This is a genomic window from Pseudomonas sp. zjy_15, assembly GCF_043101865.1.
In the GTDB taxonomy this organism is placed as follows: domain Bacteria; phylum Pseudomonadota; class Gammaproteobacteria; order Pseudomonadales; family Pseudomonadaceae; genus Aquipseudomonas; species Aquipseudomonas putida_Y.
In genome coordinates, this window is record NZ_JBICII010000125.1 from 1 (window position 1) to 15,753 (window position 15,753).

Annotated in this window: 12 protein-coding genes, 1 tRNA gene and 1 pseudogene; all 14 read right to left on the reverse strand. The window is 57.4% G+C overall.

The genetic code is table 11. The features are described 5' to 3' along the window. Nucleotides 1-129: GTP-binding protein (locus ACF8EF_RS24015; protein ID WP_232859055.1), on the reverse strand; the 129-nt coding region annotated here is incomplete at its 3' end. Between the two features lie 27 nt (nucleotides 130-156). Continuing rightward, nucleotides 157-2,301, reverse strand: coding sequence for an elongation factor G (gene fusA, locus ACF8EF_RS24020; protein WP_209968313.1), 2,145 nt, complete (start codon nucleotides 2,299-2,301; stop codon nucleotides 157-159). 30 nt (nucleotides 2,302-2,331) lie between these two features. After that, nucleotides 2,332-2,802 carry a 30S ribosomal protein S7 gene (rpsG, locus tag ACF8EF_RS24025; protein WP_003246741.1) on the reverse strand — a complete coding sequence of 157 codons (471 nt, stop codon included), beginning with the start codon at nucleotides 2,800-2,802 and terminating at the stop codon, nucleotides 2,332-2,334. A gap of 106 nt (nucleotides 2,803-2,908) precedes the next feature. Continuing rightward, the gene (gene rpsL, locus ACF8EF_RS24030) at nucleotides 2,909-3,280 is read right to left on the reverse strand and encodes a 30S ribosomal protein S12 (RefSeq protein WP_003255492.1); all 372 of its coding nucleotides are present in this window, start codon (nucleotides 3,278-3,280) and stop codon (nucleotides 2,909-2,911) included. 211 nt (nucleotides 3,281-3,491) lie between these two features. Next, complete coding sequence (gene rpoC, locus ACF8EF_RS24035) at nucleotides 3,492-7,691, reverse strand: DNA-directed RNA polymerase subunit beta' (protein WP_014589475.1); 4,200 nt, start codon at nucleotides 7,689-7,691, stop codon at nucleotides 3,492-3,494. A gap of 64 nt (nucleotides 7,692-7,755) precedes the next feature. Then, nucleotides 7,756-11,829 carry a DNA-directed RNA polymerase subunit beta gene (gene rpoB, locus ACF8EF_RS24040; protein ID WP_176684322.1) on the reverse strand — a complete coding sequence of 1,358 codons (4,074 nt, stop codon included), beginning with the start codon at nucleotides 11,827-11,829 and terminating at the stop codon, nucleotides 7,756-7,758. Nucleotides 11,830-12,049: 220 nt separating this feature from the next. Further along, on the reverse strand, nucleotides 12,050-12,415 hold the full coding sequence (gene rplL, locus ACF8EF_RS24045) for a 50S ribosomal protein L7/L12 (protein WP_003255496.1): 366 nt from the start codon (nucleotides 12,413-12,415) through the stop codon (nucleotides 12,050-12,052). 77 nt (nucleotides 12,416-12,492) lie between these two features. Then, nucleotides 12,493-12,993, reverse strand: coding sequence for a 50S ribosomal protein L10 (gene rplJ, locus ACF8EF_RS24050; RefSeq protein ID WP_016715872.1), 501 nt, complete (start codon nucleotides 12,991-12,993; stop codon nucleotides 12,493-12,495). Between the two features lie 197 nt (nucleotides 12,994-13,190). Further along, nucleotides 13,191-13,886, reverse strand: coding sequence for a 50S ribosomal protein L1 (gene rplA / locus ACF8EF_RS24055; protein WP_003255499.1), 696 nt, complete (start codon nucleotides 13,884-13,886; stop codon nucleotides 13,191-13,193). Then, nucleotides 13,886-14,317, reverse strand: coding sequence for a 50S ribosomal protein L11 (rplK, locus tag ACF8EF_RS24060; protein WP_003255500.1), 432 nt, complete (start codon nucleotides 14,315-14,317; stop codon nucleotides 13,886-13,888). The genes rplA and rplK overlap by 1 nt, the downstream gene beginning before the upstream one ends. Before the next feature lie 119 nt (nucleotides 14,318-14,436). Then, on the reverse strand, nucleotides 14,437-14,970 hold the full coding sequence (gene nusG, locus ACF8EF_RS24065) for a transcription termination/antitermination protein NusG (protein ID WP_003255501.1): 534 nt from the start codon (nucleotides 14,968-14,970) through the stop codon (nucleotides 14,437-14,439). A gap of 9 nt (nucleotides 14,971-14,979) precedes the next feature. Beyond that, on the reverse strand, nucleotides 14,980-15,348 hold the full coding sequence (gene secE, locus ACF8EF_RS24070; protein WP_392462332.1) for a preprotein translocase subunit SecE: 369 nt from the start codon (nucleotides 15,346-15,348) through the stop codon (nucleotides 14,980-14,982). Nucleotides 15,349-15,392: 44 nt separating this feature from the next. Next, nucleotides 15,393-15,468, reverse strand: a tRNA-Trp gene (locus ACF8EF_RS24075). A 54-nt stretch (nucleotides 15,469-15,522) separates the two neighbouring features. Continuing rightward, a pseudogene (locus tag ACF8EF_RS24080) lies at nucleotides 15,523-15,753 on the reverse strand (elongation factor Tu); the annotation flags it as partial.

A 15,753-nucleotide genomic window follows, 5' to 3' on the forward strand; every position in this document is an offset into this window, starting at 1 on the left:
TGCCGAACCGAAAACTTCGGAGCAAACGCGAGTCAGAGCTGCGGTCAGAGTGGTCTTACCGTGGTCAACGTGGCCGATGGTGCCGACGTTAACGTGGGGAAGGGAACGATCAAATTTTTCTTTAGCCACGACAGTGAACCTCTTGCCTAAAGGGGATTAGCCTTGTTTTTTAACGAGTGCTTCGACGATGTTCGACGGAGCTTCGGCGTATTTGGAGAATTCCATGGAGTAGCTTGCGCGACCCTGAGACATGGAACGAACGTCGGTTGCGTAACCGAACATCTCTCCGAGCGGTACTTCAGCACGGACGACACGGCCAGAGACCGACTCATCCATACCCTGGACCAGACCACGACGACGGTTCAGGTCACCCATCACGTCACCCAGGTAGTCTTCCGGGGTTACAACTTCGACTTTCATGATCGGCTCGAGAACCACGCCACCGCCCTTCTGGGCCAGTTGCTTGGTCGCCATCGAAGCAGCGATCTTGAACGCCATTTCGTTGGAGTCGACGTCGTGGTACGAACCGTCGAATACCGCGGCCTTCAGGCCGATCAGAGGATAACCGGCAACAATGCCGTTTTTCATCTGCTCTTCGATACCCTTCTGGATCGCAGGGATGTATTCCTTAGGAATCACACCACCAACGACTTCGTTGGAGAACACCAGACCTTCGGTGATGTTGCCCTTTTCGTCCACGTCCGGCTCGGAGAAACGAACCCAGCAGTGACCGAACTGACCACGACCACCCGACTGACGAACGAACTTGCCTTCGATCTCGACGTTGGACTTGGTGATCTTCTCGCGGTACGAAACCTGCGGCTTGCCGATGTTGGCTTCGACGTTGAATTCGCGCTTCATGCGGTCAACGAGGATGTCCAGGTGCAGCTCACCCATACCGGAGATGATGGTCTGACCGGTTTCTTCATCGGTCTTGACGCGGAACGACGGATCTTCCTGAGCCAGCTTGCCCAGTGCGATACCCATCTTCTCCTGGTCAGCCTTGGTTTTCGGCTCGACGGACAGGGAGATTACAGGCTCCGGGAAGTCCATACGCTCAAGGATGATTGGCTTGTCGGCGTTGCACAGGGTTTCACCCGTGGTCACGTCCTTCATGCCGATCAGGGCCGCGATGTCGCCAGCGCGTACTTCCTTGATCTCTTCACGCTGGTTGGCGTGCATCTGCACCATACGACCAACGCGCTCTTTCTTGCCCTTGACCGAGTTGATCACGGAGTCGCCGGAGCTCAGAACGCCCGAGTAGACGCGGACGAAGGTCAGAGTACCTACGAACGGGTCGGTCGCGATCTTGAACGCCAGTGCCGAGAACGGCTCGTCATCGTCAGCATGACGCTCGTCCTTGCGAACGGCCGGGTCGTCTTTTGCCAGATCCTTGTCGTCCGGGTTGATACCCTGGATAGCAGGAATCTCGGTCGGCGCAGGCAGGAAGTCGATGACGGCATCCAGAACCAGGGGAACACCCTTGTTCTTGAACGACGAACCGCAGACAGCCGGAACGATCTCGCTGGCCAGGGTGCGCGCACGCAGGCCTGCCTTGATCTCTTCGACGGACAGCTCACCTTCTTCAAGGTACTTGTTCATCAGCTCTTCGTTGGCTTCGGCGGCAGCTTCAACCATGTTGTTGCGCCATTCGTTAGCCAGCTCGACCATATCCGCAGGAATTTCTTCCTCACGGTAGGTAGTGCCCTTGTCGTCTTCGTTCCAGTAGATAGCCTTCATCTTGATCAGGTCAACCTGACCCTGGAAGTTATCTTCCGAACCGATGGCCAGCTGAACAGGAACCGGAGTGTGACCCAGACGGTTCTTGATCTGACCTACGACGCGCAGGAAGTTTGCACCAGCACGGTCCATCTTGTTCACGTAAACAACACGCGGAACACCGTACTTGTTGGCTTGACGCCATACGGTTTCGGACTGCGGCTCAACGCCGGAGGTGCCGCAGAACACAACGACCGCGCCATCGAGTACACGCAGCGAACGCTCTACTTCAATGGTGAAGTCAACGTGGCCAGGGGTATCGATGACGTTTACGCGGTAGTTGTCATACTGACCACGGGAACCTTTCCAGAAGGTGGTAACGGCAGCGGAGGTAATGGTGATACCACGCTCCTGCTCCTGCACCATCCAGTCGGTGGTCGCGGCGCCGTCATGCACCTCGCCCATTTTGTGGCTCAGACCTGTGTAGAACAGGATCCGCTCGGTAGTGGTGGTCTTGCCCGCGTCAACGTGGGCACAGATACCAATGTTGCGGTAGCGGTTAATTGCTGTAGTACGAGCCATAAAGCCCTCGCAAAAAGATTGATGCTTGAATTAGAAGCGGTAGTGCGAGAACGCTTTGTTGGCTTCAGCCATACGGTGAACGTCTTCACGCTTCTTGACTGCAGCACCCTTGCCTTCGGCAGCATCCAGCAGCTCGCCGGCCAGACGCAGAGCCATCGACTTCTCGCCGCGCTTACGGGCGTAGTCTACGAGCCAGCGCATTGCCAGAGCGTTACGACGGGATGGACGAACTTCAACCGGAACCTGGTAAGTGGCACCGCCGACACGACGGGACTTTACTTCGACCAGCGGAGCGATGGCGTCGAGAGCTTTCTCGAAGATTTCCAGGGGGTCGCTGTTCTTGCGTGCTTTGACGGTATCCAGGGCACCGTAAACGATGCGCTCGGCTACGGCCTTCTTGCCGCTTTCCATCACGTGGTTCATGAACTTCGCGAGGATCTGGGATCCGTACTTCGGATCGTCAAGGATCTCACGTTTTGCTGCTACACGACGTCTTGGCATGATAAGCCCTCAAACGGTCTTCAGGTTAGCCCGGGACCAGGTCATTCGACCCACGCCCGACCTTACTCTTATCGACTCAAAAAAATGGATGTCTGCAAACGGCCGATTACTTCGGACGCTTGGTACCGTACTTCGAACGACCCTGGTTACGGCCTTTAACGCCCGAAGTATCCAGAGAGCCGCGAACGGTGTGGTAACGAACACCTGGCAAGTCTTTTACACGACCGCCACGAATCAGGACGACGCTGTGCTCTTGCAGGTTGTGGCCTTCACCACCGATGTACGAGGAAACCTCGAAACCGTTGGTCAGACGCACACGGCATACTTTACGCAGTGCCGAGTTAGGTTTTTTCGGCGTGGTGGTGTACACACGGGTGCACACGCCACGACGTTGCGGGCAGTTCTGCAGCGCAGGAACGTCGGACTTCTCGACCGAACGCTTACGCGGCTGACGTACCAGCTGGTTGATAGTTGCCATCTACTAGCTCCACTGATTGTCTTGCGACTCTATTGTCTTGCAAGAAAGCCAAAAATTGGCGAGACGGAGCCTCACCAAATTTAAGGGTACAAAAGTCTAAAGAGGATCTTGCACCCAGTCAAGACGAGGCCCCGGCCCTCCCCGCCCGATCATCGGCAACATTTCATGTCGCCGATGATCGCCCGAGGCTAGCCGGGGCCTTGCCCTGTACTTAGTTACCGCTGGAATTCAGCGCTTCGGTCAGTGCGGCTTCCACTTCACTGGCGCTTACACGCAGCGGTTTGTCGGCATCACGGCGACGCTTGCGCTCGCTGTGGTAGGCCAGACCAGTACCAGCCGGGATCAGACGACCCACGACCACGTTCTCTTTCAGGCCGCGCAGGTAGTCGCGCTTGCCGGTTACCGCCGCTTCGGTCAGTACGCGGGTTGTTTCCTGGAAGGAAGCCGCGGAGATGAACGACTCGGTCGACAGCGAGGCCTTGGTGATACCCAGCAGCACGCGGGTGAACTTGGAGATGAACTTGTCCTCGCTAGCGAGACGCTCGTTCTCTACCAGTACCTGGGTCAGTTCCATCTGGTCGCCCTTGATGAAGCTGGAATCACCCGACTCGGAGATCTCAACCTTGCGCAGCATCTGACGCAGAATGGTCTCGATGTGCTTGTCGTTGATCTTCACGCCTTGCAGACGGTAAACGTCCTGGATCTCGTTGACGATGTACTTCGCCAGCGCACTCACACCCAGCAGACGCAGGATGTCATGCGGATCGCTCGGGCCGTCCGAGATAACTTCGCCGCGGTTTACCTGTTCACCTTCGAAGACGTTCAGGTGGCGCCACTTCGGAATCAGCTCTTCGTACGGATCGCTACCGTCGGTCGGAGTGATCACCAGGCGACGCTTGCCCTTGGTCTCTTTACCGAATGCGATGGTGCCGCTGACTTCAGCCAGAATCGAGGCTTCTTTCGGACGACGCGCTTCGAACAGGTCGGCAACGCGCGGCAGACCACCGGTAATGTCACGGGTCTTCGACGTCTCTTGCGGGATACGCGCAATAACGTCACCAACACCGATCTGCGCACCGTCAGCCACACCGACAAGGGCGTTGGCCGGCAGGAAGTACTGGGCAGGTACGTCAGTACCTGGCAGGTACAGGTCCTTGCCAGCAGCATCGACCATCTTGATTGCCGGACGGATTTCCTTGCCTGCGGCAGGGCGATCCTTGACGTCCAGTACTTCAATGTTGGTCAAGCCGGTCAGTTCGTCGGTCTGACGCTTGATGGTGATGTTTTCTTCCATGCCCACGAAGGTCACGGTACCTTTCAGTTCGGTAACGATCGGGTGAGTGTGCGGGTCCCATTTGGCTACGATGGCGCCAGCCTCGACCTTTTCACCTTCCTTGACCGAAATCACCGCACCGTAAGGCAGCTTGTAGCGCTCACGCTCACGACCGAACTCGTCGGCAATCGCCAACTCACCCGAACGCGATACGGCAACCAGGTTACCGTCGGCACGCTCAACCTGCTTCAGGTTGTGCAGACGCACCATACCGCCATTCTTCACCTGGACGCTGTCGGCAGCCGAAGTACGGCTTGCAGCACCACCGATGTGGAACGTACGCATGGTCAGCTGGGTACCCGGCTCACCGATCGACTGGGCAGCGATAACGCCGACAGCTTCACCGATGTTCACCTGGTGACCGCGAGCCAGATCACGACCGTAGCACTTGGCGCAGATGCCGTAGCGGGTTTCGCAGTTGATCGGCGAACGCACGATCACTTCGTCGATGCTGTTCAGCTCGATGAACTCGACCCATTGCTCGTCGACCAAGGTACCGGCCGGAACGATAACGTCCTCGGTGCCTGGCTTGAACACGTCACGGGCGATGACACGACCCAGTACACGCTCACCCAGCGGCTCTACAACATCGCCGCCTTCGATGTGTGGCGTCATCACCAGGCCCTGATCGGTGCCGCAATCGATCTCGGTCACAACCAGATCCTGGGCAACGTCCACCAGACGACGAGTCAGGTAACCGGAGTTAGCGGTTTTCAGTGCGGTATCCGCCAGACCCTTACGAGCACCGTGAGTCGAGATGAAGTACTGAAGTACGCTCAGACCTTCACGGAAGTTCGCAGTGATCGGCGTCTCGATGATGGAGCCGTCCGGCTTGGCCATCAGACCACGCATACCGGCCAGCTGACGGATCTGGGCTGCGGAACCCCGCGCACCCGAGTCAGCCATCATGTACATCGAGTTGAAGGACTCTTGCTCGACTTCCTTGCCTTCGCGGTCGATGACCTTCTCTTTCGAGAGGTTGGCCATCATCGCCTTGGACACTTCGTCGTTCGCCTTCGACCACAAGTCGATGACCTTGTTGTACTTCTCGCCCTGGGTTACCAGGCCGGAGGCGTACTGGCTCTCGATTTCCTTCACTTCGTCGGTAGCGTTACCGATGATGCGGGCTTTCTCGTCCGGGATAACGAAGTCGTTAACACCGATGGAAACGCCGGAAATGGTCGAGTAAGCGAAACCGGTGTACATCAACTGGTCGGCGAAGATAACGGTCTCTTTCAGACCAACCACGCGGTAGCACTGGTTGATCAGCTTGGAGATCGCCTTTTTCTTCATTGGCTGGTTGACCACGTCGTACGGCAGACCAGCCGGCACAACCTGGAACAGCAGCGCACGGCCGACGGTGGTGTCGACGATGCGGGTATTCTTGACCACCGAGCCATCACGCTCTTTCACGGTTTCGTTGATACGAACCTTGATTTTCGCGTGCAGTGCAGCTTCGCCGGCGCGGAATACGCGGTCGACTTCCTGCAGGTCGGCGAAGACGCGACCTTCGCCCTTGGCATTGATGGCTTCACGGGTCATGTAGTACAGACCCAGTACAACGTCCTGCGACGGAACGATGATTGGCTCACCGTTGGCTGGCGACAGGATGTTGTTGGTCGACATCATCAGCGCACGTGCTTCGAGCTGGGCTTCCAGGGTCAGCGGCACGTGAACGGCCATCTGGTCACCGTCGAAGTCGGCGTTGTACGCAGCACAGACCAGTGGGTGCAGCTGGATAGCCTTACCTTCGATCAGTACGGGCTCAAACGCCTGGATACCCAGACGGTGCAGGGTCGGTGCACGGTTGAGCAGTACGGGGTGTTCGCGAATCACTTCAGCGAGAACGTCCCACACCTCTGGCAGCTCGCGCTCGACCATCTTCTTGGCAGCCTTGATGGTGGTCGCCAGACCACGCATTTCCAGCTTGCCGAAAATGAACGGTTTGAACAGCTCGAGGGCCATCTTCTTCGGCAGACCGCACTGGTGCAGACGCAGGGTCGGACCTACGGTAATTACCGAACGGCCGGAGTAGTCAACACGCTTACCGAGCAAGTTCTGACGGAAGCGACCTTGCTTACCTTTGATCATGTCGGCCAGGGACTTCAGCGGACGCTTGTTCGAGCCAGTGATGGCGCGACCACGACGGCCGTTGTCCAGCAGGGCGTCGACCGCTTCCTGCAGCATGCGCTTTTCGTTGCGCACGATGATGTCCGGCGCCGACAGGTCCAGCAGGCGCTTCAGACGGTTGTTACGGTTGATCACCCGACGATACAGGTCGTTCAGGTCGGAGGTCGCGAAACGGCCACCATCCAGCGGTACCAGCGGACGCAGGTCCGGCGGCAGCACTGGCAGAACGGTCAGGACCATCCACTCAGGCAGGTTGCCCGAGCCCTGGAAGGCTTCCATCAGCTTCAGACGCTTGGAAAGCTTCTTGATCTTGGTTTCCGAGTTGGTCTGCGGAATTTCTTCGCGCAGGCGGCCGATCTCGTGCTCCAGGTCGATAGCGTGCAGCAGCTCGCGGACAGCCTCGGCACCCATGCGGGCGTCAAAGTCGTCACCGAACTCTTCCAGCGCTTCGAAGTACTGCTCGTCGTTCAGCAGCTGGCCCTTTTCCAGGGTGGTCATGCCCGGATCGATAACGACATAGCTCTCGAAGTAGAGCACGCGCTCGATATCACGCAGGGTCATGTCCATCAGCAGGCCGATACGGGACGGCAGCGACTTCAGGAACCAGATGTGGGCAACCGGCGAGGCCAGTTCGATGTGCGCCATGCGCTCACGACGAACCTTCGCCAAGGCAACTTCAACGCCGCACTTCTCGCAGATAACGCCGCGGTGCTTGAGGCGCTTGTACTTGCCGCACAGGCACTCGTAGTCCTTGACTGGGCCAAAGATCTTGGCGCAGAACAGGCCGTCACGCTCAGGCTTGAACGTACGGTAGTTGATGGTTTCCGGCTTCTTAACTTCACCGAACGACCACGAACGGATCATTTCAGGCGACGCCAGACCGATGCGGATGGCGTCGAACTCTTCGACTTGACCCTGGTTTTTCAGCAAATTCAGTAGGTCTTTCAAGGCCTTTCCTCCTGGCGGAGCAGGGAGCGGGCATTACCTGCCCCACCCCCCTTCGCGTCACGTGTTATTCGGTTTCCAGATCGATATCGATACCGAGCGAACGGATCTCTTTGATCAACACGTTGAAGGACTCGGGCATGCCCGGCTCCATACGGTGATCGCCATCCACGATGTTCTTGTACATCTTGGTACGGCCGTTCACGTCGTCCGACTTCACTGTGAGCATTTCTTGCAGGGTGTATGCCGCGCCGTATGCTTCCAGCGCCCACACTTCCATCTCCCCGAAACGCTGACCACCGAACTGCGCCTTACCACCCAGCGGCTGCTGGGTAACCAGGCTGTAGGAACCAGTGGAACGCGCGTGCATCTTGTCGTCCACCAAGTGGTTCAGCTTGAGCATGTACATGTAACCAACGGTCACAGGACGCTCGAACTTGTTGCCGGTACGGCCGTCGAACAGCACCATCTGGCCGCTCTCTGGCAGGTCGGCCAGCTTCAGCATGGCCTTGATCTCGCGCTCCTTGGCACCATCGAAGACCGGGGTAGCCATCGGCACGCCTTTCTTCAGGTTGTTAGCCAGGGCCAGGATCTCTTCGTCGGTGAATTCGTCGAGGTTTTCCTGACGACCGCCGATCTCGTTGTAGACCTCGGTCAGGAACACGCGCAGCTCAGCGGCTTTACGCTGCTCTTCGAGCATGCGGTCGATCTTCTCGCCCAGGCCCTTGGCCGCGAGGCCCAGGTGGGTTTCAAGGATCTGACCAACGTTCATACGCGAAGGTACACCCAGCGGGTTCAGTACGACGTCAACCGGCGTACCGTTGGCATCGTGCGGCATGTCTTCAACCGGCATGATGACCGAGACAACACCCTTGTTACCGTGACGACCGGCCATCTTGTCACCCGGCTGGATGCGGCGGCGGATTGCCAGGTAAACCTTGACGATCTTCAGTACGCCCGGTGCCAGGTCATCGCCCTGCTGCAGCTTGCGCTTCTTGTCTTCGAACTTGTCGTCCAGCAGACGGCGACGGTCGACGATGTACTGCTGAGCCTTTTCCAACTGCTCGTTCAGTGCATCTTCAGCCATGCGCAGTTTGAACCACTGGCCGTGCTCCAGACCGTCCAGCACTTCGTCAGTGATCACAGTGCCTTTCTTCAGGCCCGCACCACCGTCAACCACCTGGCCGTTCAGAGCCGAACGCAGACGCTCGAAGGTTGCACCTTCGACAATGCGGAACTCTTCGTTGAGGTCCTTGCGAATCTCGTCGAGCTGCATCTTCTCGATGGCCAGTGCGCGGCTATCGCGCTCCACGCCATCACGGGTGAAGACCTGTACGTCGATGACAGTACCCTTGGTGCCGGTTGGCACACGCAGGGAGGTGTCCTTAACGTCGCTGGCCTTCTCACCGAAGATTGCGCGCAGCAGTTTTTCTTCCGGAGTCAGCTGGGTTTCGCCTTTTGGCGTGACCTTGCCGACCAGGATGTCGCCAGCGCCAACTTCAGCACCTACGTAAACGATACCGGCTTCGTCCAGCTTGTTCAGTGCAGCTTCACCCACGTTCGGGATGTCCGCAGTGATTTCCTCTGGGCCAAGCTTGGTGTCACGCGCCACACAGGTCAGTTCCTGAATGTGGATGGTGGTGAAGCGATCTTCCTGAACAACACGTTCGGACAGGCAGATGGAGTCTTCGAAGTTGAAGCCGTTCCACGCCATGAACGCGATGCGCATGTTCTGACCCAGAGCCAGCTCACCCATGTCGGTGGACGGGCCGTCGGCCATGATGTCACCACGCTGAACCTTGTCACCTTTGCTCACCAGCGGACGCTGGTTGATGCAGGTGTTCTGGTTCGAACGGGTGTACTTGGTCAGGTTGTAGATATCCACACCCGCTTCGCCGGTTTCCACTTCGTCGTCGGCAACGCGAACAACGATACGGCTGGCGTCGACCGAGTCGATCACACCACCGCGGCGAGCAACCACGCAGACACCGGAGTCACGGGCAACGTTGCGCTCCATGCCGGTACCTACCAGCGGCTTGTCGGCACGCAGGGTCGGTACAGCCTGACGCTGCATGTTCGAACCCATCAATGCACGGTTGGCGTCGTCGTGCTCAAGGAACGGAATGAGCGACGCTGCAACGGAAACAACCTGCTTCGGCGAAACGTCCATCAGGGTGACGTCTTCCGGCGCCTTGACGGTGAATTCGTTCAGGTGACGAACTGCTACCAGCTCATCGATCAGTTGCTTCTTGTCGTTCATCGCGGCCGAAGCCTGTGCGATGACGTGATCCGCCTCTTCGATTGCCGACAGGAACACGATGTCGTCGCTGACAACGCCTTCCTTCACAACACGGTACGGGCTTTCCAGGAAGCCGTACTGGTTGGTGCGGGCGTAGGCCGCCAGGGAGTTGATCAGACCGATGTTCGGACCTTCAGGCGTCTCGATCGGGCACACACGGCCATAGTGGGTCGGGTGTACGTCACGGACTTCGAAGCCGGCACGCTCACGAGTCAGACCGCCAGGGCCGAGTGCGGAGACGCGGCGCTTGTGGGTAATCTCCGAGAGAGGGTTGTTCTGGTCCATGAACTGGGACAGCTGGCTGGAACCGAAGAACTCTTTCACCGCCGCCGCTACCGGCTTGGCGTTGATCAGGTCTTGCGGCATCAGGCCTTCGCTTTCCGCCATCGACAGGCGTTCCTTGACCGCGCGCTCGACACGCACAAGGCCAACACGGAACTGGTTCTCGGCCATCTCGCCGACGCAACGTACGCGACGGTTACCCAGGTGGTCGATGTCGTCGACGATGCCTTTGCCGTTACGGATATCGACCAGGGTCTTCAGAACCTCGACGATGTCTTCCTTGCTCAGCACGCCCGAACCCTCGATCTCGGTACGACCGATACGACGGTTGAACTTCATGCGGCCTACGGCGGACAGATCGTAACGCTCGGCGCTGAAGAACAGGTTGTTGAACAGGGTCTCGGCTGCATCCTTGGTTGGCGGCTCGCCTGGACGCATCATGCGGTAGATTTCGACCAGAGCTTCCAGTTGGTTGCTGGTGGTATCGATCTTCAGGGTGTCAGAGATGAACGGACCGCAATCGATGTCGTTGGTGTACAGGGTCTCGATACGGACAACCTGCGCCTTGGCGACCTTGATCAGCAGCTCGGTGGTCATCTCGGTATTGCATTCGGCGAGAATCTCGCCGGTAGCCGGATGCACGATTGCCTTGGCGGTAGTGCGGCCCAGGACGTACTCCATTGGAACGTCCAGTTGCTTGACGCCGGCCTTCTCGAGCTGGTTGATGTGGCGCGCGGTAATACGGCGGCCTTGCTCGACGATGACTTTGCCGGTTTCGTCATGGATGTCCATGACTGCAACTTCACCACGCAGACGCTGCGGCACCAGTTCCAGGCTGAGTTTTTCGCCGGAAATGTGGAACACGCTGGTGGTGTAGAAGGTGTTCAGCACTTCTTCAGTGCTGTAACCCAGGGCGCGCAGCAGCACCGAGGCCGGCAGTTTGCGGCGACGGTCGATACGCACGAACACGCAGTCCTTCGGATCGAACTCGAAGTCCAACCAGGAACCGCGGTAAGGGATGATGCGAGCGGAGTACAGCAGCTTGCCCGAGCTGTGGGTCTTGCCACGATCGTGGTCGAAGAACACACCAGGCGAACGGTGCAGCTGGGAAACGATCACACGCTCGGTACCGTTGATAACGAAGGTACCGTTCTCAGTCATCAGGGGGATTTCACCCATGTAGACTTCTTGCTCTTTGATGTCCTTGATCGCTTTGTTCGACGATTCCTTGTCGAAGATGATCAGGCGCACCTTGACCCGCAGTGGGACCGCGAAGGTCACGCCACGCAGGACACATTCCTTCACATCGAAGGCGGGTTCGCCCAGGCGATAGCCTACGTACTCCAGGGCAGCATTGCCGGAGTAGCTGATGATCGGGAATACCGATTTGAAGGCCGCGTGCAGGCCGACGTCGCGGAAGTGATCCTTGGATGCTCCCGCTTGCAGGAATTCGCGATACGAATCCAGCTGGATGGCCAGGAGGTAAGGCACATCCATGACGTCCGGCAACTTGCTAAAGTCCTTGCGGATACGTTTTTTCTCAGTGTATGAGTAAGCCATCAGCGTTCCCCAGCTTGGTCACCTGCTTGTTTGGCTTCTCCCGGCGGGAGCAGCCAGAAAATCGTGCAAACCCCTTGGTTTGCGCCACCCACATGGGTGTCTTGCAGCTCGTTATCGGGACCGGCCTGACCGGCCACCAATAACGGAAAAAGGCCGGTGGCATAAGCCACCAGCCATCAGCCTTTCGCTCAACGCTCAGGCTGGCATCGCAAGGTCGAGATTACTTCAGCTCGACTTTAGCGCCTGCTTCTTCCAGCTTCTTCTTAGCGTCTTCAGCGGCTTCTTTCGAAACGCCTTCAGCTACAACCTGAGGAGCGCCATCGACTTTCTCTTTGGCTTCTTTCAGGCCCAGACCGGTCAGCTCGCGAACAGCTTTAATCACGTTCACTTTCTTGTCGCCGGCTTCAACCAGAACAACGTTGAACTCGGTCTGCTCTTCAACAACGGCAGCAGCAGCAGCTGGGCCAGCAGCGGCAACAGCAGCGGTAACGCCGAAGGTTTCTTCCATTGCTTTGATCAGCTCAACAACTTCCAGAACGGTTTTCTGGCCGATTGCTTCGATGATTTGTTCGTTAGTCAGAGACATGACTTAAATCCTGTATTGGGGTGACAGCCTACGCAGCCATCAAATTAAACGTATGATTTTGAAAGAATTCGCGCGCCTTAGGCAGCGGTAGCTTCTTTCTGGTCGCGAATGGCTGCCAGAGTACGAGCCAGCTTGCTGGTAGCGCCTTGAATAACGCTCATCAGTTTTGCGATAGCTTCGTCGCGGGTCGGCAGGGTAGCCAACACGTCGATCTGGTTCGCTGCAATGAAATTGCCGTCAAACGCAGCTGCCTTGATCTCGAACTTGTCCTGACCCTTGGCGAACTCTTTGAACAGACGAGCAGCAGCGCCCGGGTGTTCGTTGGAGAAAGCAATCAGGGTCGGGCCTTTGAACGCGTCGTTGAGGATCGAGAATTCGGTGCCTTCAACAGCGCGCTTGAGCAGGGTATTACGCACTACACGCACGTATACACCAGCTTCGCGGGCCTCTTTACGGAGTCCGGTCATTGCGCTTACAGTCACACCACGGGCATCAGCCACGACAGCGGACAGAGCGACTTTGGCAGCCTCGTTGACTTCAGCGACGATGGCCTTCTTGTCTTCGAGTTTAATTGCCACGGGTTTACTCCTGGTTTTTACCGTTTCATCTGGCCGAAGCCGGATGTCGTTTTGGTGTCTGATTCGGTAACGAATCGGGAGCACCATCTGCGTGGGCTGATATTTTAAGGCTTGCGCCGCCTACGGTCTTGGATAGCCCCCGCCAGGCAGGGACCCCAATTTTTGCTGGCGGCGCGACTGGTCGCGCCGCCATGTTCTTACACGTTCAGCGAGCTCTGATCGATGACCAGACCTGGGCCCATGGTGGTGCTCAGGGTAACGCGCTTAACGTAGATACCTTTCGAAGAGGCCGGCTTGATACGCTTCAGGTCAGCGATCAGGGCTTCAACGTTTTCCTTCAGCTTGTCAGCTTCAAAGCCGATCTTGCCAACGGAGGTGTGGATAATACCGTTTTTGTCGGTACGGTAGCGAACCTGACCAGCCTTGGCGTTTTTCACGGCAGTGGCTACGTCTGGGGTCACGGTACCAACTTTCGGGTTAGGCATCAGGCCGCGAGGACCCAGAACCTGACCCAGTTGACCTACAACGCGCATGGCATCAGGGGATGCGATAACGACGTCATAGTTCAGGTCGCCGCCTTTCATTTCGGCAGCCAGATCGTCCATACCTACGCGATCAGCGCCGGCAGCCAGAGCAGCTTCAGCAGCTGGACCCTGGGTAAAGACAGCAACGCGAACGGTCTTGCCAGTGCCGTGTGGCAGCACGGTAGCGCTACGAACGACCTGGTCGGATTTACGCGGATCAACACCGAGGTTAACGGCGATGTCGTAGGACTCGACGAACTTGGCAGCGGGCAGCGAGGCCAGCAGAGTTGCCGCTTCTTCGAAGTTGTAGGCCTTGCCTGCTTCGATTTTCTCGGCGATTGCCTTTTGGCGTTTGGTCAGCTTAGCCATTACACACCCTCCACGTTCAGGCCCATGCTGCGGGCAGAGCCAGCGATGGTGCGTACAGCAGCGTCCAGGTCAGCGGCAGTCAGATCAGCCTGTTTAGCTTTGGCGATGTCTTCCAGCTGAGCACGGGTAACGGTACCGACTTTAACGGTGTTCGGGCGAGCCGAACCACTGGTCAGGCCAGCAGCTTTCTTCAGCAGAACCGAGGCAGGGGTGCTCTTGGTCTCGAAGGTGAAGCTACGGTCGCTGTAGACAGTGATGATCACTGGAGTCGGCAGGCCGGCTTCTTGACCCTGGGTACGGGCGTTGAAGGCCTTGCAGAATTCCATGATGTTCACACCATGTTGACCCAGAGCTGGACCAACGGGTGGGCTTGGGTTGGCCTGGCCGGCCTTAACTTGCAGCTTGATGTAAGCCTGAATCTTCTTAGCCATGAGCTACTCCAAAATCGGGTACGAACGCCTGATGGCTCCCCGGATGACTTGCGTTTTATCCCAGTGACGACAAAACCCCGCAGCACACAGGGCTGCGGGGTATGGGATGCTTCGTCCGCCTAGACCTTCTCGACCTGGCTGAACTCGAGCTCCACCGGAGTAGAGCGACCGAAAATGAGCACCGCAACCTGCAGGCGGCTCTTTTCGTAGTTAACCTCTTCGACACTACCATTGAAGTCAGCAAACGGACCATCAATGACTCGAACCACTTCTCCTGGCTCGAAGAGCGTCTTGGGCTTCGGCTTGTCACTGCCGTCGGCAACGCGACGCAGAATAGCCTCAGCCTCTTTATCGGTGATCGGTGCAGGCTTGTCAGCAGTACCACCAATAAAGCCCATCACGCGAGGGGTGTCCTTGACCAAGTGCCAAGTCCCTTCGTTCATCTCCATCTGGACCAGCACATAGCCAGGGAAGAACTTGCGCTCACTCTTGCGCTTCTGGCCGTTGCGCATTTCGACGACTTCTTCGGTCGGAACCAAGATCTCGCCGAAACCGTCTTCCATGCCAGCCAGCTTGACGCGCTCGATCAGGGAGCGCATTACATGCTTCTCGTAACCCGAGTAAGCATGCACAACATACCAACGCTTAGCCACGGGACACCTTTAGCCAACGATCAAGGAGACCGCCCAGCCGAGCAGGGAGTCGAGCCCCCACAGCAGCAGTGCCATAACCAGCACGACAGCCACGACAATCAGCGTGGTCTGGGTGGTTTCCTGGCGGGTCGGCCACACGACTTTACGAATCTCGGTACGAGCTTCCTTCGCCAACGCAAAGAACGACTTGCCCTTCGCAGTCTGCAGGGCTAAAAAGCCCGCGACAGCAGCCAGAACGAGAAGTACAAGGACGCGATACAGGATTGGAGAGGCGGAGTAATATTGATTACCCACAACACCAACAACCACCAAAGCCACTACAGCCAGCCACTTGAACAGATCAAAACGCGATTCTTGGGCTTCAGTTTTGGGGGTCATCGAGGAGGATCCTGTAAGAAGAAAGCCATCACACCGAGGTGAAATGGCAGGTCAGGAGGGAATCGAACCCCCAACCTACGGTTTTGGAGACCGTCGCTCTGCCAATTGAGCTACTGACCTGTAACGCTGTATCAGGCCGGCCATTATACCGGCCTGATCAAGTAAATCAACTACTTATTCAATAATTTTTGCTACGACACCGGCGCCGACGGTACGACCGCCTTCACGGATAGCGAAGCGCAGACCGTCTTCCATTGCGATGGTCTTGATCAGGGTAACAGTCATCTGAATGTTGTCACCTGGCATTACCATTTCAACGCCTTCCGGCAGCTCGCAGTTACCGGTCACGTCAGTGGTACGGAAGTAGAACTGTGGACGGTAGCCTTTGAAGAACGGAGTGTGACG